This window comes from Xanthomonas sp. 4461 (genome assembly GCF_024806475.1).
In the GTDB taxonomy this organism is placed as follows: domain Bacteria; phylum Pseudomonadota; class Gammaproteobacteria; order Xanthomonadales; family Xanthomonadaceae; genus Xanthomonas; species Xanthomonas arboricola_F.
This window is the reverse complement of record NZ_JANTYV010000009.1, coordinates 61,283-82,789: the sequence shown is the minus strand read 5'-3', so window position 1 is coordinate 82,789 and position 21,507 is coordinate 61,283. Positions and strand designations below refer to the sequence as shown.

The following is a 21,507-nucleotide window of genomic DNA, read 5'->3' as shown; positions in this document are numbered from 1 at the left end:
CAGACAGGCTCTGGGCGTGTAGGCCGGGCTGCGCCGGCGAAGATGCCGCTGCCCGTACACTTGTAGGAGCGTGCCTGCGCGCGATGAGGCTGTATCGGTAACGCCTCATCGCGCGCCAGCGCGCTCCTACCAAACGGCGGACAGCCAACTCTCTATCCGACTGCCTCGCAACAACGCCGCGCTAACCCACCAACTCCGCCGCCTCGACGCTATGCTCCCCACGCGCCGGCGCCAGCGCGGCGCCCACCATCGCCGCGGCGATGCATTCGGCCGGGTTGATGCGATAGCGGCGTGGCAGCAGCGGGCCAAGCGCGCCCAGCACCAGGCTGCCGATATGCTCGCCGGTGCGGCGTTCTTCGCGCTCGCCGCCGATCAGCCCGGGCCGCACGAAGGTCAGCGAGGGAAAGCCGATAGTGCGCAGATCGCGCTCCAGTTCGCCCTTGACGCGGTTGTAGAAAATCCGCGAGTGCGCATCGGCGCCGGCCGCCGAATTCAACACGAATACCGAGGTGCCTTGCGCGCAGGCAGCACGCGCCAGCGCCAGGGGGTAATCGTGATCGATGCGGTAGAACGCCTCGCGCGAGCCGGCCTGCTTCATGGTGCTGCCCAGCGCGCAGATGGCCGCCTCCATGCGCGGTGCGGTCCAATGCTCCAGGCGCTCGAAGTCGATCACCTGGTTACGCAACTTGGGGTGGATCTGCGTCAGTGGCCGACGCGTCAACGCCACCACGCCCGTGCAGCGCGCATCGGCGAGCAGCAGCTGCAAGACCTGTTTACCGACCAGACCGGTCGCCCCTGCCAACAACACATCCATCAGTGCGCTCCTGCCATCAGCGTGCGCCCTCGGAGACGATGCGCGCACTGCTGGCGATGCGGTCGCGCTCCACCGCGAGCAAGGTCAACGAGTGCGCCGGCGCCTTCCATTCGCTGCCGCCGGCAACCACGCGGCCGCCATGACGTGCGGTATCGACCAGCACGCGCCAGTGTTCGTCGTGCATGGCCGGCAGCGTGAACGACACAGTGGTGGATGCCGCATTGATCAGCATCAGCAAGGTAACGTTGGCGGCAATCTCGCGCAGGCCGGTGGTTGGCGAGCGCCCATCCAGGCGCAGCATCAATGCGCGCGCTTCCGGGTCGTGCCAGCCGGCCTCGTCCATCTCGGTGCCGTTGGGCGCCAGCCAGGTGAGATCCTTCAGGCCCAGTGCTTCGTCGAACTTGCCGTCGAAGAAACGTGCGCGATGCAGCAACGGATACCGCTGACGGATGCGGATCAAGCGACGCACGAACGCGGCCTGGTCGGCCGCCGCTGCCTTGGTCGCTGCGGTCCAGTCGATCCAGGTCAGCTCGTTGTCCTGGCAATACGCGTTGTTGTTGCCGTTCTGGCTGTGGCCGAACTCATCTCCGGCCAGCAGCATCGGCGTGCCTTGCGACAGCAGCAACGTGGCGAGCAGGTTGCGCATCTGCTGACGACGCAGCTGCTTGATCGCCGGGTCGTTGGTCTCGCCCTCGACACCGTAATTGGCCGAGATGTTGTGGTCGCTGCCGTCCCTGCCCTCCTCGCCATTGGCCAGGTTGTGCTTGCCCTCGTAACTGACCAGATCGCGCAGGGTGAAACCATCGTGCGCAGTGACGAAGTTGACCGAGGCAGTGGGGCGGCGGCCGCTATGGTTGAACAGGTCGGCCGAGCCGGTCAGGCGCGTGGCCAGCTCGGCCAGCTGGCCGCCATCGCCACGCCAGAACGCGCGCACGTTGTCGCGGAACTTGTCGTTCCATTCCACCCAGCCCGGCGGGAAATTGCCGACCTGGTAGCCGCCCGGGCCGATATCCCAGGGCTCGGAAATCAGCTTGGTCTGGCTCAGCACCGGATCCTGGCGCACCGCATCGAGAAAGCTTCCCGATGGATCGAAGCCGTAACGCTCGCGCCCGAGGATGGTAGCCAGGTCGAAGCGGAAACCATCGACATGCATTTCCTGCACCCAGTAACGCAACGAATCCATCACCATGCGCAGCGCGCCGACGTTGGTCAGATCGAAGGTGTTGCCGGTGCCGGTGTCGTTGATGTAGAAGCGGCGATCGTCGGCCAGGCGGTAGTAGCTGGCGTTGTCGATGCCCTTGAACGACAGCGTCGGCCCCAGTTCGTTGCCTTCGGCGGTGTGGTTGTAGACCACGTCCAGCAGCACTTCCAGGCCGGCGTGATGCAGCCGCGCCACCATCTGCTTGAACTCGGCCACGGTGCGCGTGGACATGTAGCGGCCCTGCGGCGCAAAGAACCCGAGCGTGTTGTAGCCCCAGTAATTGCGCAGACCTTTTTCCAGCAGGTATTGGTCGTCGACGAATGCGTGGACGGGCAGCAGTTCCACCGCAGTGACGCCGAGCGAGCTGATATGGTCGATCAGTTCATCGGTCTTCAATGCGGAGAAGGTGCCGCGTTCTTCCGGCGGCACCGCCGGGTGCAGCATGCTCAGCCCACGCACGTGCGCCTCGTAGATCACCGTGCGATTCCACGGCGTCTGCGGTGGGCGGTCCTGGCCCCAGGTGAAGGCCGGGTCGATCACTGCGGACTTGGGCATGAACGCAGCACTGTCGCGGCGATCGAAGCTCAGGTCCTTGTCGCGATGACCGATGGTGTAGCCGAACAGGTGCGGCGCCCATTTGAGTTCGCCGACGATCTGCTTGGCATACGGGTCCAGCAGCAGCTTGTTGTGGTTGAAGCGATGCCCGGCCTCGGGTGCGTATGGACCATGCACGCGGTAGCCGTACAACTGGCCGGGGCGCGCATCGGGCAGATAACCGTGCCAGACCTCGTCGGTGTACTCGGGCAGGGCAAGGCGCTCCTGCTCGCGGCCACGCTCGTCGAACAGGCACAATTCCACGCGCGTGGCGTTGCGCGAATACAGCGCAAAATTGACGCCCAGACCATCCCAGGTGGCGCCGAGCGGGTTGGGACGGCCTTCGCGGATGCGCGAGCGCTGAGTGAACTTGCGAGTGGCCATCGGTGACTCCTTAGAACGGTGAACTCAAGACAGTGCGCGGTGTGCGGCTGCGCCGGGCTGTGCACGCCTGCATGGGCGCACGGCGCGGCCCATGCAAGGTGGCAGAGACAGTGTTACTGGCGCGCAGTGATCGGCGTGGCCGCGTGCTCGGCGGCCTGCTCGGCCGCGCGTTCTTCGGCATCCACCAGCCGCTCGGCCATGGCCCAGTGGCGATCCGCATGCCCGTCCGGGCGGCCTTCGGCCTCCCAGATCTCCTGTGCCAACTGGCGAAGCCGCGCTTGCCGTTCCGTGTCATTCATTGCGTACATTTGCCTCGGGGTCGTTTATGGGGTCAACAACACTGCCACCGGCGCACGTGCAAAGACCGTGGACATTGCCACGCGGCCGCGCTGCGGCTGCAGCGTGCTGCCGTCGAGCACATTACGGTATGTGGCTTCCGGCAATGCCAACGACGCCTGACCCCAGCTGGCCGGCGGCACCAGCAACGGCAGGTCGCCGTCGCTGTGGATGCCTGCGCCCAGCCGGGTGACGGCCACCACCAACGACTGGCTGCGGTACTGACGGCGGAATGCCAGCACCTGCGCATCTCCGCCGGCCGCAACGCTCAAGGGTTGGTAATCGCCCTTCGCAAACAGCGCCGGATGTTCGCCGCGCAGCTGCAGCAGCACGGCGGTCAGACGCGCCTTGACTGCGCCATCGCGCCAGCTGCGCAGCAAGGTAGTGAAGTCGCGTGCCTGCTCCAGCCAGCGCTGACGCTGCGCATAATCGACCGGGCGGCGGTTGTCCGGGTCCACCAGCGACAGGTCCCAGCCCTCGGTGCCCTGATACAGGTCGGGCACGCCGGGCACGGTCAGGCGCAAGGTGGTCTGCACCAGCGAATTGCGCGCACCGGCCGCCGCGATATGGTTGCTGGCACGTAGCAGCGCGCGGCGCAGCGGCAACCCGGCGCGGCTGGTCAGCACCTGCTCCACGGTAGCCTGCACGGCCTGTTCGTACTCGGCAGAGCCGTCGGTCCAGCTGGTATGCAACTTGGCTTCGCGCACCGCCTTGAGCAGCCACTGCGCCACGCGCTCGGCATAGGCAGCAAGCGGCTCCGCCTGGTCGGCGCCCAACCCGATGGGCCAGGCCGCTACCAGCGTCTGCCACAGCATCTGCTGGTCGCCACCGGCCAGCGCCGGCGACTCCAGCGTCTCGGCCAGAGCGTCGAACTGGGTGCTCTGCTCGGCCCACCACTTCGGCTGCTCGGACAGCACCGCCAGCCGCATGCGCAGGTCTTCGCCACGCTTGTGATCGTGGGTGGCAGTGGCCAGCAGCGCGCGCGGGTAGTGCCTGGCGCGTTCTTGATTCTGCGCGTGGAATTCGGCGGCCTCGTTGGCGAAGTGGGTCGGGTGGCTGCCGACCTCGTTGCGCGACAACAGCACGCCATGCCGGTAGAACGCGGTGTCTTCCACGGCCTTGGCGTTGAGCGGTGCGGACAGCTGCTCCACCCGACGACGCAGGATGCGGCGCAAGGCGATCTGCGCGCGGTCGGCGCCGGCATCGTCCAGCAACCAGCGCTCGATGGCGTCCACAGCCGCCACGATTGCCTCGGGCATGCCTTCGCGTGCACGCGCGGCAGTGGCGCGCAGGCGCTCCGCCTCGCTGCCGGTGATTCCCTGGGTGCCGGCATAGGTGCGATACACCGGGAACCAGCGCAGCAGCACACACAGGCCGCGTGCCAGCATCTGCGGGCTGAACTCGCGCGTGGGCGGGTCTAGGTGCGCCAATGCCGACAACGCGCCCACCGCGCGATTGAATTCGGTCTGCAGCGGGCCGCGCAGGATTTCGTCGCGGGCCACGCGTTCTTCCTGCGCAAAGTCGCCGCTACGTCCGCTCACGCGTTGCCAGGCACGCGCCAGCGGCTTGAAACCGGCCGCGTCGTGCAGCACGCCACCGACCTGGTCCATGAAGTCGTAACCGGTGGTGCCATCGCAGGGCCAGTCCGCCGGCAGGTGCTCGCCGGGGGCCAGGATCTTTTCCAGATACAGGCCCAGCGTGCCGGGCTTGAGCCCACGCGTGCGCCCGGCCGCATCCAGCCGGCTGCGCAGCTTGCGTACATAGCCGGTGGGGTCGGTAAGCCCGTCCACATGATCGATGCGCAGGCCGTCCAGATGCCCTTCGGCCACCAACCGCAGCGGTAGCGCATGCACGGCGTCGAACACCGCCGGCAGCTCCACCCGCAACGCCACCAGCGAGGTGATGTCGAAGAAGCGGCGGTAATTGAGCATGTCGTTGCCCACGCGCCACCAGTTCAACCGATACGGTTGGCGTTCGATCAACTTGTGCAGGCGGCCATCGCCGCGCTTGGCGCCGTCGTTGTAGTCGCGCAGCCATTGCGCCCGTGCAGATGCTTCCGGGATGTCCAGCGTCTGCGGGCGGATCGGATAGCGTTGGTCGTAATGCGCCAGTGCCGCGCTGCCGTCGTCCTCGATCACCAGGGTGATCAGGCCTTCGGCCAGCGCGGTGGCGTACGGGCGGTCCAGCACGGCCAGCCACAACTTTCCATCGCGGCCAGGCGCGCGCCAGTCGATGTCGAACCAGTCGGCATGCCTGGCGCTGCGGCCGTGGCGCAACACGTCCCACCACCAGGCGTTTTGCGCGTGGGTGGCCATGTGATTGGGCACGATGTCGGCGATCAGGCCCATACCGTGTTCGCGCGCAGCCTGCGACAACGCGATCAATGCTTCTTCGCCGCCGAGCTCGGGATTGACCACGGTCGGGTCGATATTGTCGTAGCCGTGCGTGGAGCCCGGCACCGCGGTGCCGATCGGCGACAAATACAGATGGCTGATGCCAAGGCCGGCGTAGTACGGCACCTGCGCGCGCGCATCGTGCAGGGTGAAGCCGGCATGCAACTGCAGGCGGGCGGTGGCGCGAAGCTCGATCATGGCTGTGGTTCCGAAACGGCCGCGACGCGACGCGCCTCGGCAAAGCCCTGCAGCGCCGTGGTCAGGCGCGCATGCGGCAAGGGATCGGGCAGGCGTCGACGCCAGTTGGGATGGACTTCGACGGTGCCCGGCAGATTGGGTTGTTCGTCCAGCGCCAGTGCGTCTTCCACCGGCAGCAGGGCCAGCGGCGAGACGCTGCTGGCAGTGAAGCGCAGCGCACCCAGCAGCGGGTCGTCCGCCGCGCTGAGTCCGGTGTGTTCGACCGCCGCGTCCAGCCGCGCGACGTCCTGGGTGCGGGCCGTGGCATCGTCCTTGGCCTGCGCGGGCTGGATCAGCTCCAGCCTGCGTCGCCAGTCGATATCGCGGCCTTCGCGCCAGCCGGTCAGTGTGGGCAGGTCGTGCGTTGTGGTGGTGGCCACCGCATCCGGCCGCCATAGCGCCGGCGACACGAAGGCGCCGTCGTCGTCGCGGGTGAACATCAGCACATCGATGCCCATCACCCCGCGCCGCGAGAGTTCTTCGCGGATGCCCGGCGGCACCACGCCCAGATCCTCGCCAATGACAATGGCGCGGTGACGCCACGATTCCAGCGCCAGCAGATTGAGCAGGTCGTGCAACGGATACGCCAGATAGGCGCCTTCGTTGGAGCTGGCGCCGTCGGGCACCACCCACAGCCGTAGCAGGCCAAGAATGTGATCGATGCGGATCCCGCCGCGATCGCGCAGCACCGCGCGCAGCAGTGCGATGTACGGCGCAAACCCGCTACGCCGCAATGCGGTGGGCGAATACGCACCGATGCCCCAATGCTGACCATCGGCGTTGAAGGCATCCGGTGGCGCGCCCAGTACCAGGCCACGCAGCACGGTGTCTGCAGCCGCTGCGGCTTCGGCGCCATTGGGATCGAAGCCGACCGCCAGATCGGCGATCAACCCGATCTTCATGCCGCGCTCGTGTGCTTCGCGCTGCGCATCGGACCAGCTGCGCGCCGCCAGCCATTGGGTGAACACATGCAACTGCGGATCGTTGTCGCCGAAATCCTTGGCGGCGAACCGTGCGAAGCCGTCCAGCGCCGCGCCGCCTTCCGTGCGGAAGGCGAGCAGGTCGGCATGGTCCGGCGCCACGCGCGTATGCAGATGGCGCAACAGTTCCCACTTGGCCTGCGCCGAGGCAGGCCAATCGATCAACGCGTTGGCGTGCAGCGTATCGAACCGCTGGCGCAGGCCCGCCACGTCGTCGATGGCCTCCAGTGCCAGCTCGCCCAGCACGCGGACCGGTGCGGCATGCAGGGGATCGAAAAAGCGTCGGTCGCTGGGCGAATACGGGCTGTAACCGCCGGTGACCGGTCGCGAGGCGTGCACCGGGCTCAACGCCAGCGCATCGGCGCCGGCCAGCGCTGCGTGCCGCAGCCATTCCACAGCGCCGGCAGCATCGCCGATACCGCCGTCATCGAGGCTGCAGGCCGAGTACACCTGCAACGCCATGCCCCAGGCACGCGGCGACGGCTGCGCGCAGGCGTCGGCCACGCTGAAGCAGCGTTGCGGCGCAACCGCTACCTGCTGGGTCAGCGCACCGATCTGCAGCGTCCAGTAGCCATAGCGCTGTGGTGCGAGCAACTGCCCCTGCGCATCCGCACGCGCCGGTTCGCTGGCGCCGCTGTCATCGGTCCAGCGGCCACTGGCATTGGCGGCAACGCGCAACGGCAGCGGCTCGCCCACCTGCACGGTGAGCAGCGCTGCCGGTTCGGCAGCCTGCGCCTGGCAACGCCGCAGGCTGTCTTCGCGTTGTGCGGCAGTGGCCGACGGGAATTGCAGGGCGGTCAGCACTGCCTGCACCGACTGCTCGGACACCTGCCGCGACTGGTCGCTGGCATCCACCCAATCCACCATCACCCCGGCTGCCGCGGCCAGGGTGTGCAGGGTGTTGGTGCTCATGTGCGGTCCTCATGCCAGGCGATGAAACCGTCGACCGGCAACTGCTGCGCGGAGGCATCGACGTTTTCGGCAAATGCCACACGCCCGCGCAGTGGCGGCAGCGGAACGGCCGCGCTGCCGACGTTGAAGGCGATATGCCACAGGCCATCCGGCAGTTCCCAGGTGGCGGTGAGTGCGCCCTCGGCCAGCACGCTGGCGCGTACCGCGCGCGCCTCGGCAAGGCCGGGCACCAGCCACTGCCGACGCACGCCCAGCAGCGCGGTGAACCACGCTGCCCACTGCGCGCCGTCGCCGTGCGCGGCATCGTCAATCGTCGAGCGCGAAGCGGCGAAGGTGGCGTGGCTGTTGGGGTCGGGAATGGTGGCGCGCTGCGCTTCGTCGGCGAATGCGGCGAAATGCGCGAACTCGCGACGCCGCCCTTCGCGCACCGCATCGTCCAGCGGCGGACCGAAGTCGGTGAAGAACAGGAACGGCTGCTTCGCGCCCCATGGCTCGCCCATGAAGAACAGCGGGATCATCGGCGTCAACGCGGTCAACGCCAGCGCTGCGCGCAGGCGTTGCGGCGAGACCAGCACGGTCAGCCGCTCGCCACGCGCGCGGTTGCCGATCTGGTCGTGGTTCTGCGCAAACACCACGAACTTGTGCGGCGGCAGCGCCCCGCTCGGCTCGCCACGCACATGCCCGCGCGGGTCAGGCTCGCCCTGGTAGGCAAAGCCTTCGCCGAGCACGCGCGCCAGGTGCTCGGTGGGCTTGTCGGCGAAGGCGGCGTAATAGCCTTCGGCTTCGCCGGTCAGCAGCACATGCAGGGCATTGTGGAAATCGTCGTCCCACTGCGCGGTGTAGCCGCGCTGCAGCTGCGAGGCCTGGTTGGCCTCGTTTTCCAGCACCAGATGCACATGGCGGCCGGCCGGCAGGCTGGCCTGCACGGTCTGCCGCAAGGTATCCAGGAAGGCGTTCGGGGTGATCGCGTGCACCGCGTCCAGGCGCAGGCCGTCGAAGCCGTATTCGTGCAGCCACATCAGCGCATTGTCGAGAAAGTAACGCTGCACCTGCGGCTTGCGGAAATCGATCGCCGCGCCCCAGGGCGTGGGCTTGTCCTCGTTGAAGAACGGGGCGGCATAGCTGTGCAGGTAATTGCCGTCCGGGCCGAAGTGGTTGTAGACCACATCCAGCAACACCATCAGGCCGTAGCCGTGCGCGGCATCGATCAATGCCTTCAGTTCGTCCGGCGTGCCATAGGCGTCGGCCGGCGCATACGGCAGCACGCCGTCGTAGCCCCAGTTATGCGCGCCCGGGAACGCGCTCAACGGCATCAGTTCGATCGCGGTGATGCCCATTGCCGCCAGCTGCGGCAATTGCGCCTGCACGCCGGCATAGCCGCCGCAGGTGCCCACATGCAGTTCGTAGATCACCGCCTCGTCCCATGGACGGCCCTGCCACTGCGTGTTGCTCCAGCGATAGCTGTCGGTGGGCTGCACCGCGCTGGGGCCGTGCACGCCATCGGGCTGCCAGCGCGAGGCCGGGTCGGGTACCGGCTCGCCGCCATCCACGCTGTAGCGATAACGCGCGGTGGCCGCGCAGGCCAGGGTGGCGGCGAAGAACCCGTCCTGCCCGGCCTGCAACGCGCTGCGCGTGCCGTCGTCGAAGACCACCTCCACGCGCGTTGCGTCCGGTGCCCAGAGCGCGAAGCGCACCTGTCCCTCACCCGCTGGCCAGGCGCCCCAGGCCGGGATGATGTCGTTGCGCTGCTTCATTGTTATTTCTCCGCTTGCAGGTAGATCGTTGCCAGCGGCGGCAGGGTCAGGCGCAGACGCTGCGCATGCCCATGCATGCCCGTCGGCTCGGTCGCAAGGCGACCGCTGTTGCCGAGGTTGCTGCCGCCGTAGTGGGCACTGTCGGTGTTGAGGATTTCGCGCCAGCTGCCGGCACGCGGCACGCCAACGCGGTAGTCGTGGTGCGGTTGCGGGGTGAGGTTGCTCACCGCCAGCAGGGGTGCGCCGCCCTCGGGGTCGTGGCGGATGAACGCCAGCACGCTGTTGCGCGCGTCGTCGGCCACGCTCCAGTCGAAGCCCTCGGCGCGATGCGTGCCGCGGTAGAGCGCCGGCACGCGGCGCAAGGTGGCATTGAGATCGCCAACCAATTGCTGCACGCCGCGATGGGGTGCGCCGTCGAGCAGATGCCAGTCCAGCGACTGATCGTGATTCCAGTCGGCCCACTGGCCGAACTCGGCCCCCATGAACACCAGCTTGTCTCCCGGATGCGCCCACATCAGCGCCAGGTACGCGCGCAGGTTGGCAAAGCGCCGCCAGTCGTCGCCGGGCATCTGCCCAAGCAGGCCGCCGGTGCCATGCACCACCTCGTCGTGCGAGAGCGGCAACACAAAACGCTCGGAGAACGCATACACCAGGCCGAAGGTGAGCTGGCTGTGGTGCTGCGCACGCTCGGCCGGATCGCGCTGCATGTAGCTCAGCGTGTCGTGCATCCAGCCCATGTTCCATTTGTGGGTGAAGCCCAGGCCGCCCTCGCTGATCGGCGCGGTCACGCCCGGCCAGGCGGTGGACTCTTCGGCGATGGTCAGCACACCGGGAAAGCGCGTGGCGATCTCGCTGTTGAGCTGGCGCAGGAAGGCGACGGCCTCCAGGTTCTCGCGGCCGCCGTGCGCGTTGGGTACCCACTCGCCTTCGGCGCGGCCGTAGTCGCGATACAGCATCGAGGCCACCGCATCCACGCGCAGGCCGTCGAGGTGGTAATGGTCGATCCACTCCAGCGCGCTGCCCTGCAGGAACGCCGTCACTTCGGGCCGGCCGTAGTTGTAGATCAGCGTATTCCAGTCGCGGTGCATGCCTTCGCGGGGGTCGGCATGCTCGTACAGCGCGGCACCGTCGAACTGCGCCAGGCCATGTGCGTCGCTTGGGAAGTGCGCGCTGACCCAGTCCAGGATCACGCCGATGCCGGCGCGGTGGCAGGCATCGACGAATTGCGCAAAGCCATCCGGGCTGCCATGGCGCGCGGTGGGCGCGTACAGGCCCAGCGGCTGGTAGCCCCACGACCCGCCGAACGGATGTTCGGTGATCGGCAGCAACTCGATATGGGTGAAGCCCAGCCGCTGGACGTACGGGATCAGCTCACGGGCCAGGCCGGCCCAGTCCAGCGGCTGGTCGTTCCCGTCGCGACGCCACGAGGCGGCATGCACTTCGTAGATGGACAGCGGCGCCGACGGCGCCTGCACCGAACGCCTGGCCATCCATTCGGCATCGGTCCACGCAAACGCGGCGCCACCGGGCACCACCGAGGCGGTGGCCGGCGGCAGCTCGCTCTGCCGCGCAACCGGGTCGGCCTTGAGCAGCACACGGCCGTCGGCGGCAGTGATGGCGTACTTGTAGCGGGCGCCGGCTTCCACACGCGGCAGGAACAATTCCCAGATGCCGCCGATGCATTGCCGCATCGGATGCCGCCGCACGTCCCAGCCATTGAAATCACCGACCACTGCAACTCGCTGCGCATGCGGCGCCCAGACCGCAAAGCGCACGCCCGGCACATCGGCGCAGCGCAGATGCTGCGCGCCCAATGCGCTGCGCAATGCCTGCCCGTCGCCAGCAGCGATCTGCAGCAGCAACGATTCGTCCAGCGTCGGGGTAAACGCGTACGGGTCTTCGATCTCCTGCACCAGATCCGGCCAGACGATGCGCAGCCGGTACGGCCCATCGACTGCCAGCTCGCCTTCGAACACGCCATCGACCGCGCCGACCTGCATGCGCGCCAGCAACTTGCCGCGCGGGTCGATCAGGCCCATCGCCTCGGCACCGGGCGCCAGGACCCGAACGCGGCGGCGGCCATCGGCCTGCAGGTGCGGGCCCAGCACCGCGAATGCGTCGGTAGGCGCTGCATCGGCCAGCGCCTGCAAGGCAGGCGCGCTGTCAGAGACTTCTTCCGTGATCACACCTTCGCCTTCCGTTCCCTGCCCTTGCACGCCCAACCGTTCGCTCATGACACCGCCGCAAGCGCAGGTGCGGTTGCGGCGGTGTGCTCATAAAGGGACAGATATTTCTTGCCGGCCACATCCCAGCCGCTGGGGCGCAGCATGGCCGCGCGGCGCATGGCAGACAGCAGGCTGGGCAGGCGGAAGGTACGGAACGCGCGTTCCAGGCAGCGGCGCAAGGCCTCCACACTGGCATGCTGGAACAGGAAGCCGGTGACGCCGTCGTCCACGGTGTCGATCAGCCCGCCGGTGGCATGCGCGATCGGCAGGCAGCCAAAGCGCTGTGCATACATCTGGCTCAGGCCGCATGGCTCGAAGCGCGACGGCATCAGCAGGAAGTCGGCACCGGCGAACATGCGCCGCGCCAGGCCTTCCTCAAAACCGATGAAGGCACCGACCTGGCCGGGGTACCGACGGGTCAGCTCGGCCACCTGTTGTTCAATCTCCGGCTCGCCGCCGCCGATCACCGCGATCTGGCCACCGGCCGCCACGATCTGCGGGGCAACTTCGCAGATCAGGTCCAGGCCCTTCTGATGCACCAGCCGCGATACCACCGCAAACAGCGGACCGGTGCTCTCGCGCAGCCCGAAGGCCTTGCGCACCTGCGCGGCGTTGGCCTGACGGCCCTGCCACTGATTCACGCTGAAGTGCGTATCAAGATATTCGTCGGTACGTGGGTCCCAGCTGGCGTCGATGCCGTTGACGATGCCGGTCAGCGCGCCCTTGGCAGCGCGGCCGGCCAGCAGCCGGTCCAGCCCGCAGCCCTGCGCCGGGCCGGTGATCTGCTTGGCATAGCTGACGCTGACCGTGTTGACGTGGTCGGCATTGACGATGCCACCGCGCAGGAACGACATCTGCCCGTAGAACTCCAGTTCGGCCACACGCTCGGCCGGGATGCCCAGCGCGGACGCCATCGAATACGGCACCAGGCCCTGGTAGGCCAGGTTATGGATGGTGAGCAGGCATGGCGTGGTGCCGCCGGACCAGCGCACATACGCCGCCGCCAGCGCGCACGGCCAGTCGTTGAGATGCAGCAGGCGCGGCTTCCAGCCCAGGCCGGCATGGCCGGCGGCGATCTGCGCGGCGGCATGCGACAGGGTGGCGAAGCGGATCGCATTGTCTTCGAACTCCGAACCGCTGGTGCTCACATACGGCGAGCCATCGCGTTCGAACAGTTCTTTGGACAGCAGGATGTAGATCGGCAGCCCATCCGACTGCACGATGCGGCCGATGTCGCAGGCCGGCAGCGCGGCATGCGCCAGCACACGGCCCACGATCTCCACCTTGCCGGCGCGCTCGAGCACGGCACGGTAGCCGGGGATCAATACACGCACGTCGTAGCGATGGCGCAGCGCGCGCGGCAGGGCTGCCGCGACATCGCCCAGACCGCCCGCCTTGATGAAGTCGGCCATCTCCGAGACCACGAACAAGGCGCCGCGTGTATCGGCCAGCGACACGGGCAGACGCTCGTGATGGGGAATGAACCGCCCGCGCGCGTCGCGCGGCCGCCCGCTCTTCTTCAGCGTGGGGATCAATGCGCTGCGATCTAGGCGTGCAGTACTGGCGTGAAGCGGCATCGTGGCAACCATCTAAACGTCCGTCGTAAAGTGGGTGGAGACGGAAAACGGCGAAGCGAAAACCATCGTCTGCCGATGTGGCCAGACGACCTGCTACGAATGAGGAGCGGGGGCGACGCGCGTACTCCACGTCGTCCTTGGCGATGAATCTACACCCCGTACAAATAAAATATGCGTGAACATGTGCTGACTTTTCTGCGACAGCCACATTCCTTTACGCACGGTTGCGCAGGTCCGCCGGCATAAGCGATGCATTGCAGTGCGATGACATCCCCGCATCGGTGCATGGATGCCTTGATGCACCGAATGCGGGAGAGCGCGGCAGCGTTCGTCGTCATCTGCGTAACTTGTTCATCCGAGCGTTCGGTGGATGCCACGCAGCGTGACGGCGCCAACGGATGCATGCTGTGCGTTGCGCCATACGGTGCGGCACGCTCAAGCGACCCGCATGCGCGCCGATAACCAGCGATAGCGTCGACCTTTCGAGACCTGGCATGGCTGACCAGCCTGAACTTCCAAGCCGCCCGCGTGGCGGGCTGCGCCGTCTGTTGCCCTGGGGCGGCACGGACACCGCGCGCCCGGTCGCTGCGCTGCCCAGCGTGCGCGGCAGCGCCCAGGCCGCGCCGGGGCTGGCGGCACATCAGTTGGTTCCCGCCAAGACCAAATCGGGCGCGCACGACCCGGCAGCCGCCACCGCGCTGCTCATCCGCCTGTTTTCGCATGCTGCGCATCCAGAAGCGCTGCTGCTGGCGTTCGCCGAAGGCATCGCCAGCCTGCACGGCGAGCTCGGCGACATGGGCGTGCGCCTGGGTGCGGCCTATGCGGCCGGCGACTGGCACGGCTACGGCCGTACGCTGCGCCAGTTGATCGACAAATATATCCGCACCATCGATATCGGCGACTCGCTGGCCGAAGGCCGCACCGAAGCCGAACAGCTGCGCGACCTGCTGCGGCATGCGCTGGGCAATGCCCTGGCCACCCTGTTGCAACGCAGTCCCGAGCTGGCCGAAGAAGCCCAGACCCTGGCCTCGGCCCTGCGCCATTGGCGCCCCGGCCATGAGCTGATCACGCTGGAGCAGCGACTGCGTGAGCTGAGCCATCAGATCGGCCTGCGTGCTGACGATGCCAGCGAACAACAGAACCTGTTGCTCGGCTTGTTCGATCTATTACTGGAGAACGTCGGCGAACTCCTCGACGATCGCAGCTGGCTGCAGGGCCAGATCTCGGTCGTGCGGCAGCTGTTGGCCGGGCCGCTGGACGTGGAATCGATCGAGCAGGCACGCGGCACCTTGCGCGAGGTGATCTATAAGCAGGGCCTGCTCAAGCAGGGTATCGCCGATTCCAAGACCGCCATGCGCGAGATGATGGTGTCCTTCGTCGACAGGCTCGACGGCATGGCCACCAGCACGGGCGAGTACCACGACCGCGTTGCCGGCTATTCGCAGGCGATCGGCGACGCTCGCAGCATTCCCGATCTGAATCGTCTGCTGCAGGACGTGCTGCAGGACACCGCCGGGGTGCAGGCGCAGGCGCTGGCCGCGCGCGACGAGCTGCTTGCTGCACGCCGTCAGGTCGAAGATGCCGAACAACGCATCGCCTCGCTCGAACAGGAACTCAACGCAGTGGCCGGACTGGTGCGCGAAGACCAGCTGACCGGCGCGCTCAACCGGCGCGGCTTCGAAGAATTGTTCCAGCGCGAATCGGTCCGCACCCAACGTAGCGGCCAGCCGTTGTGCGTGGCGATGCTGGACCTGGACGATTTCCGCCGTCTCAACGAAGCGCACGGCCATGCCGGCGGCGACGCGGCGCTGCGCCATACCGTCGACGTCGCCAAGGCAGTGCTGCGCACGACCGATGCCATCGCCCGTTTCGGCGGCGAGGAATTCGTGTTGCTGCTACCGGACTCGACCATTTTCGAGGCCAGCGCGGCGGTCATCCGCCTGCAGCGCGCCCTGGCGCAGCGCTCCCTGCTGCACGAGGACGTGCGGATCTTCATCAGTTTCAGTGCCGGCGTCGCGTTGCGACGCCCCGACGAAACCCAGGACGAGCTGATCCGCCGCGCCGATCGCGCCATGTACGACGCCAAGGCCGCCGGCAAGAATCGGGTGATCAGCGCCGAGTAGCCGCAGACCGCGGGCGATTGTCTTGCGTGGCAGCGCGCGGATCGGTTGAGAGCATTCGGGTCTTCGGCCCTGCAATGCCACGCGTCGCCGCAATCGGGCAAAACCCCGCCGATGTGAGGCACCGCCGCGATCGGTTCACCGCAAGCCGCCGCCGAGCCAGGCCATGCAGTGCCATGGTTCGCCGCTAAAGATCAGCCTTGATCGCAGGCGATAGACCGCGCGCGATCGGATCGCTTGATGCAGCCCTCCCTTCAATCGCTGCCGGCTGCACATGCCAGCCAATGGCACGTCTTGCTCCACTGGGCCAATGGGTGGCGCACTGTCTCAGGCTCTGCGCACGCCACCGTCGAAGCCAAACTGGCGTAGCCGGAACGGAATCGGGGGATCGCGATCGCCGCAGCGCAAAGCCGACTGCGCCAACCCAGTCTTCCGCCCATCATCACCGTAGGGCCAACACACGCACCGCTGGCGCTATCGCCTTGCCAACACTGCACAGGCCGTCAGTGCGCGGCCTTGTTCCCGCGCAGCTTCTGGAACAGCATCACCGCGCCCAGCACGACCGCACCGGCAACCACGCCGACCACCATGTTGCCCAGCGCTTCGACCAGCCAGCCCAGCCCGCCGGCCGCCTTGGCCAGATCCACCACCACGTGATGCAGCATGGGGATGTTGTGCACCAGGATGCCGCCGCCGACCAGGAACATCGCCAGCGTGCCGGCCACCGACAGGAACTTCATCAGCCACGGCGCCGCCACCAGGATGCCGCGGCCCAGCGCGGCCAGCGACGCGCCCTTCTTGGTCAGGTACAGGCCCAGGTCGTCCAGCTTGACGATGGCCGCCACCAGGCCGTACACGCCGATGGTCATCGCCAGGGCGATCGCCACCAGCACCGCCACCTGCTGCCCGAACGACACGCCCGCCACCACGCCCAGCGACAGCACGATGATCTCGGCCGACAGGATGAAGTCGGTGCGGATCGCGCCCTTGACCTTGTCCTTCTCCAGCGCCACCACGTCCACGCTCTCGTCGGCCAGCGCGCGGGTACGTTCGGCATGGCGCTGCGCGTCTTCGTCTTCGCTGTGCAGGAATTTGTGCGCCAGCTTCTCCACGCCTTCGAAGCACAGGTAGGCGCCGCCGATCATCATCAACGGCATCACCAGCGGAATGTTGTAGCCGCGCCCGCGCAGCCAGGCCTCCAGCGCGCTGATCGCCAGGGCCGCCGGCACCAGGATCACCTTGTTGACCAGCGAGCCCTTGGCCACTGCCCAGACCACCGGCAGCTCGCGGTCGGCGGTCACGCCGGTCACCTGCTGCGCGTTGAGCGCCAGATCGTCGCCGAGCACGCCGGCGGTCTTCTTGGCCGCGACCTTGGTCAGGATGGAAACGTCGTCCAGCAAGGTGGCGATGTCGTCGAGCAGGGTGAACAGGCTGGCACCGGCCATGCGGAGGTCCTTCGTGGTGGTCGTGCGTGGGTGAATGTGAATTCTCGCCGATCCCGCGCCCGGATGGGGTGATGGCGCGCCATTGCGCGGTCGTTGCATGCCGTTGCCGGGCGATTGCCGGTGTTGCCTTCCCCTGGACAGACACGCGCCAACGCAGGCAATGGCAGCGCCCGCAACTGCGGCGGCGGGACCTGGGTTCACCGGCTGACGACCCGGCGCTGGCCACACTCGCTGTTCGCATGACGCACCGGAGATGGCCTTGAGTCCGAATGACCCGCACCGCACACCGGCCCCGGCGACGCACGTGGCCGACCATGCCGTGGTGGGCGGCATGAGCCGGCGGACGCAGATCCTGCGCCTGTTGCTGCGGTACCGCGGGTCGGGGGTGTTTGCCGGCATGAACCTGGATCCGGCCGCCATCAACGAGTACGAGGTGCCTGCCGAAGGCACGCCGGACCAGTTCGTCTCCGACCTGGAATCGCTTGGCCCCACCTTCGTCAAACTCGGCCAGATGCTGTCCACGCGCCCGGACATCGTGCCGCCGGAGTTCGCCACCGCGCTGGAGCGCATGCAGGAAAACACCAGCTCGGTCCCGGTGGAGCGCATCCGCCAGATCATCGAGGAAGAACTCGGCGTGTCGGTCAACAAGGCCTTCTCGCACTTCGACCCGGTGCCGCTGGGCTGCGCCTCGCTGGCGCAGGTGCACCGCGCCGCATTGCGCGACGGCACGCCAGTGGCGATCAAGGTGCAAAAGCCCGAGGTCGCCGCGCAAGTGCGCTCGGATCTGGACGTGCTCAAGAGTTTTGCCACCGCCGCCGACCGCCTCACCGGCATCGGCCGCCGCGTGCGCTTTGCCGACTGGCTGGGCGAATTCGGCAAGACCTTGCGCGCCGAACTCAATTACGAAGACGAGGCCGAAACGCTGGTGCGCTTCGGCAAGCATCTCAAACCGTTTCCGTTGTTATGGGTGCCGCAACCGATCTGGGATCTGAGCAGCCGCAAGGTGCTGACCATGCAGCTGGCCGAAGGCGTGCGCGTGGACAAGATCTCCGGCCTGCGCCGCACCGAGCAGCCGATGGACAACCTGGCGGCGGAGCTGGTCAAGGGCTATCTGGATCAGATGTTCGTGCATGGCGAAATCCATGCCGACCCGCATCCGGGCAATCTGCGCGTATTGCAGGACGGACGGCTGGCCATCTTCGACCTGGGCATGGTCGCCCATGTGCCACCGCGCCTGCGCGAACGCCTGCTCAAGCTGTTGTTTGCCGCCGTCGACGGACGTGGCGAAGAAGTCGCCGAAGAGACCATCGCGCTCAGTACGCGGCTGGAGGATTACGACGAAGACCGTTACCAGCGCGAAACCGGGCAGATGATCGCCCGCTACGCCGCGCACGACACCACCTCCGAAGGCCGCGTGGTGCTGGATCTTGTACGTATCGCCACGGCCAATGGCCTGCGCACGCCGCCGGAGCTGAGCCTGCTCGGCAAGACCCTGTTGAACCTGGAAGGCGTGTGCCGCGCACTGTCGCCCCATCTGGACACACGTCGCATCGTTGAGCGCCACCTGCAGCATGTGATGCGGGCGCGACTGAAGAAGTCACTGTCGGCCGCCAACCTGGCCAGCGAAGCGATGGAGCTGCAGCATCTGGTGCGGGAAGGGCCGCGCCGGATGTCGGAGATCCTGTCGCTGGCGGCGGAAAACCGCCTGCAGATGCGTGTCACCGGGCTGGAAGAATCGCATCTGATGGAAAGTCTGCAGAAGATCGCCAACCGCGTGGCGGCCGGCATCGTGACTGCGGCATTGATCATGGCTTCGGCGCAGATGATGCGCATCGAAACCGGCCTGAAACTGTGGGGCTATCCGGCCATTGCGATGGTGCTTTTCCTGCTCGGCGTCTTCCTCGGCCTGGGCATCGTGCTCAGTGCATTGCTGTTCGACCGCCGCGTGCGTGCGCGCGAAGAACGCGGGCATCGATAGCGCCAAACACAGACCTCACCCCCGCGTAGGAGCGCACCCGGGCGCGATATCGCTTGCCAAATCGCCCCGTCAAGCTGCCAAAGCGAATCGGGCGGTAAGGGGTTATCGCGATGTCGCCTTTATGCGAGAAGCGCGCCAAGTCCGGAATGCAGACACCGCAACTCTGTAGCGAGCGCCACAGCGACCAGATGTTCGACAGTGCGTCCAATCCGCCACGCTGCGACGACGGCTTAACGCGAACAAACATTTCAGTCAGCTTCAGCGCGGCATAGTCCGTCATCCGGGTGTCACATTGGGTGTGGCGCACAGGACATGGCGAGCAAGGCGTCCGGTACGCGCTCGCATCATTCCCCCACGGACGCTGCGCATGCATTGGATGTTGTTGTTTTCGTTGTTGCTCTTGCTGTGGCTGTTGGTCGCCTCGCCGCGACTGGCATGGCTCAAGGCCGGCCTGCTCTCGCTGTTTTTGCTGCTGCTCAGCGCCTGGGGCTTGATCGACCGGCTCAGCGGCGACGGCATCAATGCGGCCACGTTGTACCACCTGCGCGCAGACATGGACGGTGCCGGCGTCAGCGATTTTTCCGGCTATATCGCCGTGTTCATCAGCATGCTGCTGCTCTCGTTAAGCCCGCTCATCCTGGTCAGGGTGCGCCGTTTCCGGCGCCCACGCGGCGGCGGTGTGGTGTTCGGATCGTTTTTGGCGATGCTGTTGGTCAGCATTGCGGTGAGCCCGCTGTATCGCGACGGCAAGCGGCTGTACTACCAGCTGCGTCCGGTCGATTACGCCACCGTCGTGCCGGAATACCAGGTACCGCAGCAACCGCTGCAAAAGCGCAAGAACATCGTCTGGATCTACGGCGAAAGCCTGGAACGCACTTACTTCGACGAGTCGGTCTTTCCGGGCCTGATGCCCAACCTGCGCGCGCTGGCCACCGAGGCGGTGGACGTACGCAACCTCACCTCCACCGAAGGCAGCGGATGGACCATTGCCGGCATGGTCGCCTCGATGTGCGGCGTACCGCTGACCACCGCGCCCGGCGATGAAAACAGCATGGATCGCATGGGCATGTTCCTGCCCGAAGCGCGCTGCCTGGGCGACTACCTCAAGGACCAGGGCTACCGCAACCACTACGTGGGCGGTGCCGATGCCAGCTTTGCCGGCAAGGGCCGCTTCCTGTCCAGCCATGGCTTCGATGTGGTGCACGACGTCAGCTACTTCCGCGACAAGGGCGTGGCGCCGAAACACTTTTCCGCCTGGGGCGTGCACGACGATGTACTGCTGGACGATGCCTGGGACAGCTTCCAGACGCTGTCGCGCGCCGGCCAGCCGTTCATGCTCACGACGCTGACCATGGACACCCACCACCCGGCCGGCCATCTGCCGCTGGCGTGCAAGGGCCAGCACTACGACAGCGCGCTGGGCGACATCGGGCTGCTGCATGCGATCAAGTGCAGCGACCGGCTGATCGGCGAGCTGGTCACCCGCATTCGCAACAGCCGCTACGGCAAGAACACCATCATCGTGATCGCCTCCGATCACCTGGCCATGCCCAACGATCTCAGCGACGTGCTGGCCAAGCAGAAGCGCGAAAACCTGCTGCTGTTCCTCGGCAAGGACATCGCTCCGCAACAGCTGGTCACACGCGCCGGCAGCACGCTGGATTCGGGTGCAACACTTCTGCAACTGCTTGAGCCGGGCATGCGCACGCTGGGCTTCGGCCGCTCGCTGCTGGCCAGCGATGCGCCTCCCAGCGCCAGCGTGGCGGCCAGTCGCGACAGCGGCAAGGACTATCCGCGCTACCTCGCTTTCGCGCGCACGCTATGGACCGGGCAAGGCACGCGCCTGCTGCGCGTCAACGGCAATGGCGATGTGGTGGTGGGCGTGCAGCAGGTGCGTCCGCCGGTACTGCTCGAATACGACGAAGACACCAACCTGAAGACGGTGTATCTGGAAAACACTTCGCGTCAGTTCGACCGCACCCATACCGAAGGCACGCTCGCCTACGTCGACCGCTGCACGGCGTTCGAAGACGGCTCGGCCGATGGTGACTGGTGCGCGCTGGTGGTCGATCGCCAGCAAAGCATGAAGCTCTACCGCGACCAGGACCTGACCCGCGGCATTGCCGTCGATGCGCCCCTGGATGCCACACCGCAGGGCCCGCGCCCGCGCGTGCGCCAGCCGATCATGCTCACCCAGGCATCGCGCAAGACCGCTGCCGGCCGCTACATGCTCGAGCTCTACGCAAAGCGTCGCCCCACCCGCGCGTTCTGGGTGGAAGCGGTGTCGTCCGAGCGCAAGGTGGTGCTGGCCCAGCAATGGGTGGTGCCAGATGCCGCCGGACGTATCCGCATGCCGGTGGGTCTGGAGCATGCGGTGGACGATCTGGAGATCCGCGCCTGGCTGGACTACACCGAAGACGTCAGCGTGGACGATCTGGCCCTGGTGAAACAGACCCAGGTCGCGGATCGCTCCTGAGTCGGGCCGTCGCCTGGTGCGAGGCCAGGCGATGTGGATGTGGATGTGGAAGAGGCAGAAGCAGAAGCGAAGGAAGGCAAG

Annotated in this window: 12 protein-coding genes; 3 read left to right on the top strand and 9 right to left on the bottom strand. The window is 67.0% G+C overall.

The features are described 5' to 3' along the window. Positions 1–181: 181 nt before the first annotated feature. The 8 genes from FHY19_RS22225 to glgA all read right to left on the bottom strand — a co-directional run bounded on the left by FHY19_RS22225 (position 182) and on the right by glgA (position 13,419). Entirely contained in the window at positions 182–814 is a 633-nt protein-coding gene (locus tag FHY19_RS22225) for an NAD-dependent epimerase/dehydratase family protein (protein ID WP_259155869.1), read from the bottom strand. Between the two features lie 16 nt (positions 815–830). Continuing rightward, complete coding sequence (glgX, locus tag FHY19_RS22220) at positions 831–2,993, bottom strand: glycogen debranching protein GlgX (RefSeq protein ID WP_259155870.1); 2,163 nt, start codon at positions 2,991–2,993, stop codon at positions 831–833. A gap of 113 nt (positions 2,994–3,106) precedes the next feature. Further along, positions 3,107–3,292 carry a DUF2934 domain-containing protein gene (locus FHY19_RS22215; protein WP_039424237.1) on the bottom strand — a complete coding sequence of 62 codons (186 nt, stop codon included), beginning with the start codon at positions 3,290–3,292 and terminating at the stop codon, positions 3,107–3,109. A 24-nt stretch (positions 3,293–3,316) separates the two neighbouring features. Then, complete coding sequence (treY, locus tag FHY19_RS22210) at positions 3,317–5,920, bottom strand: malto-oligosyltrehalose synthase (RefSeq protein ID WP_259168638.1); 2,604 nt, start codon at positions 5,918–5,920, stop codon at positions 3,317–3,319. Continuing rightward, complete coding sequence (locus FHY19_RS22205; protein ID WP_259168637.1) at positions 5,917–7,851, bottom strand: 4-alpha-glucanotransferase; 1,935 nt, start codon at positions 7,849–7,851, stop codon at positions 5,917–5,919. Before FHY19_RS22205 ends, treY begins: the two co-directional genes overlap by 4 nt. After that, positions 7,848–9,605, bottom strand: coding sequence for a malto-oligosyltrehalose trehalohydrolase (gene treZ / locus FHY19_RS22200; RefSeq protein WP_259168635.1), 1,758 nt, complete (start codon positions 9,603–9,605; stop codon positions 7,848–7,850). Before treZ ends, FHY19_RS22205 begins: the two co-directional genes overlap by 4 nt. Before the next feature lie 2 nt (positions 9,606–9,607). After that, positions 9,608–11,839, bottom strand: a complete 2,232-nt coding sequence (locus FHY19_RS22195) for a 1,4-alpha-glucan branching enzyme (protein WP_259168633.1) — start codon at positions 11,837–11,839, stop codon at positions 9,608–9,610. Further along, positions 11,836–13,419, bottom strand: a complete 1,584-nt coding sequence (gene glgA / locus FHY19_RS22190; protein WP_259155877.1) for a glycogen synthase GlgA — start codon at positions 13,417–13,419, stop codon at positions 11,836–11,838. Before glgA ends, FHY19_RS22195 begins: the two co-directional genes overlap by 4 nt. Positions 13,420–13,901: 482 nt before the next feature. On the opposite strand from glgA, the gene FHY19_RS22185 reads away from it, so the two are divergent. After that, entirely contained in the window at positions 13,902–15,530 is a 1,629-nt protein-coding gene (locus FHY19_RS22185; RefSeq protein WP_259168630.1) for a GGDEF domain-containing protein, read from the top strand. Between the two features lie 500 nt (positions 15,531–16,030). On the opposite strand, the gene FHY19_RS22180 is transcribed toward FHY19_RS22185, so the two are convergent. Continuing rightward, complete coding sequence (locus FHY19_RS22180) at positions 16,031–16,972, bottom strand: DUF808 domain-containing protein (RefSeq protein ID WP_259168629.1); 942 nt, start codon at positions 16,970–16,972, stop codon at positions 16,031–16,033. A gap of 253 nt (positions 16,973–17,225) precedes the next feature. Here FHY19_RS22180 and FHY19_RS22175 point away from each other — a divergent pair, with 253 nt between their 5' ends. Together FHY19_RS22175 and FHY19_RS22170 are read left to right on the top strand one after the other, a co-directional pair. Next, positions 17,226–18,950, top strand: a complete 1,725-nt coding sequence (locus FHY19_RS22175; protein ID WP_259168628.1) for an AarF/UbiB family protein — start codon at positions 17,226–17,228, stop codon at positions 18,948–18,950. Between the two features lie 367 nt (positions 18,951–19,317). After that, entirely contained in the window at positions 19,318–21,426 is a 2,109-nt protein-coding gene (locus FHY19_RS22170) for a phosphoglycerol transferase I (RefSeq protein ID WP_259168626.1), read from the top strand. The last annotated feature ends 81 nt before the right edge of the window (positions 21,427–21,507 follow it).

Excerpts from the sequence above, each read along its gene's own strand:
- FHY19_RS22225 (WP_259155869.1), bottom strand. The coding sequence starts at position 814 with ATGGATGTGTTGTTGGCAGGGGCGACCGGTCTGGTCGGTAAACAGGTC.
- glgX (WP_259155870.1), bottom strand. The coding sequence starts at position 2,993 with ATGGCCACTCGCAAGTTCACTCAGCGCTCGCGCATCCGCGAAGGCCGT.
- FHY19_RS22215 (WP_039424237.1), bottom strand. The coding sequence starts at position 3,292 with ATGAATGACACGGAACGGCAAGCGCGGCTTCGCCAGTTGGCACAGGAG.
- treY (WP_259168638.1), bottom strand. The coding sequence starts at position 5,920 with ATGATCGAGCTTCGCGCCACCGCCCGCCTGCAGTTGCATGCCGGCTTC.
- FHY19_RS22205 (WP_259168637.1), bottom strand. The coding sequence starts at position 7,851 with ATGAGCACCAACACCCTGCACACCCTGGCCGCGGCAGCCGGGGTGATG.
- treZ (WP_259168635.1), bottom strand. The coding sequence starts at position 9,605 with ATGAAGCAGCGCAACGACATCATCCCGGCCTGGGGCGCCTGGCCAGCG.
- FHY19_RS22195 (WP_259168633.1), bottom strand. The coding sequence starts at position 11,839 with ATGAGCGAACGGTTGGGCGTGCAAGGGCAGGGAACGGAAGGCGAAGGT.
- glgA (WP_259155877.1), bottom strand. The coding sequence starts at position 13,419 with ATGGTTGCCACGATGCCGCTTCACGCCAGTACTGCACGCCTAGATCGC.
- FHY19_RS22185 (WP_259168630.1), top strand. The coding sequence starts at position 13,902 with ATGGCTGACCAGCCTGAACTTCCAAGCCGCCCGCGTGGCGGGCTGCGC.
- FHY19_RS22180 (WP_259168629.1), bottom strand. The coding sequence starts at position 16,972 with ATGGCCGGTGCCAGCCTGTTCACCCTGCTCGACGACATCGCCACCTTG.
- FHY19_RS22175 (WP_259168628.1), top strand. The coding sequence starts at position 17,226 with ATGGCCTTGAGTCCGAATGACCCGCACCGCACACCGGCCCCGGCGACG.
- FHY19_RS22170 (WP_259168626.1), top strand. The coding sequence starts at position 19,318 with ATGCATTGGATGTTGTTGTTTTCGTTGTTGCTCTTGCTGTGGCTGTTG.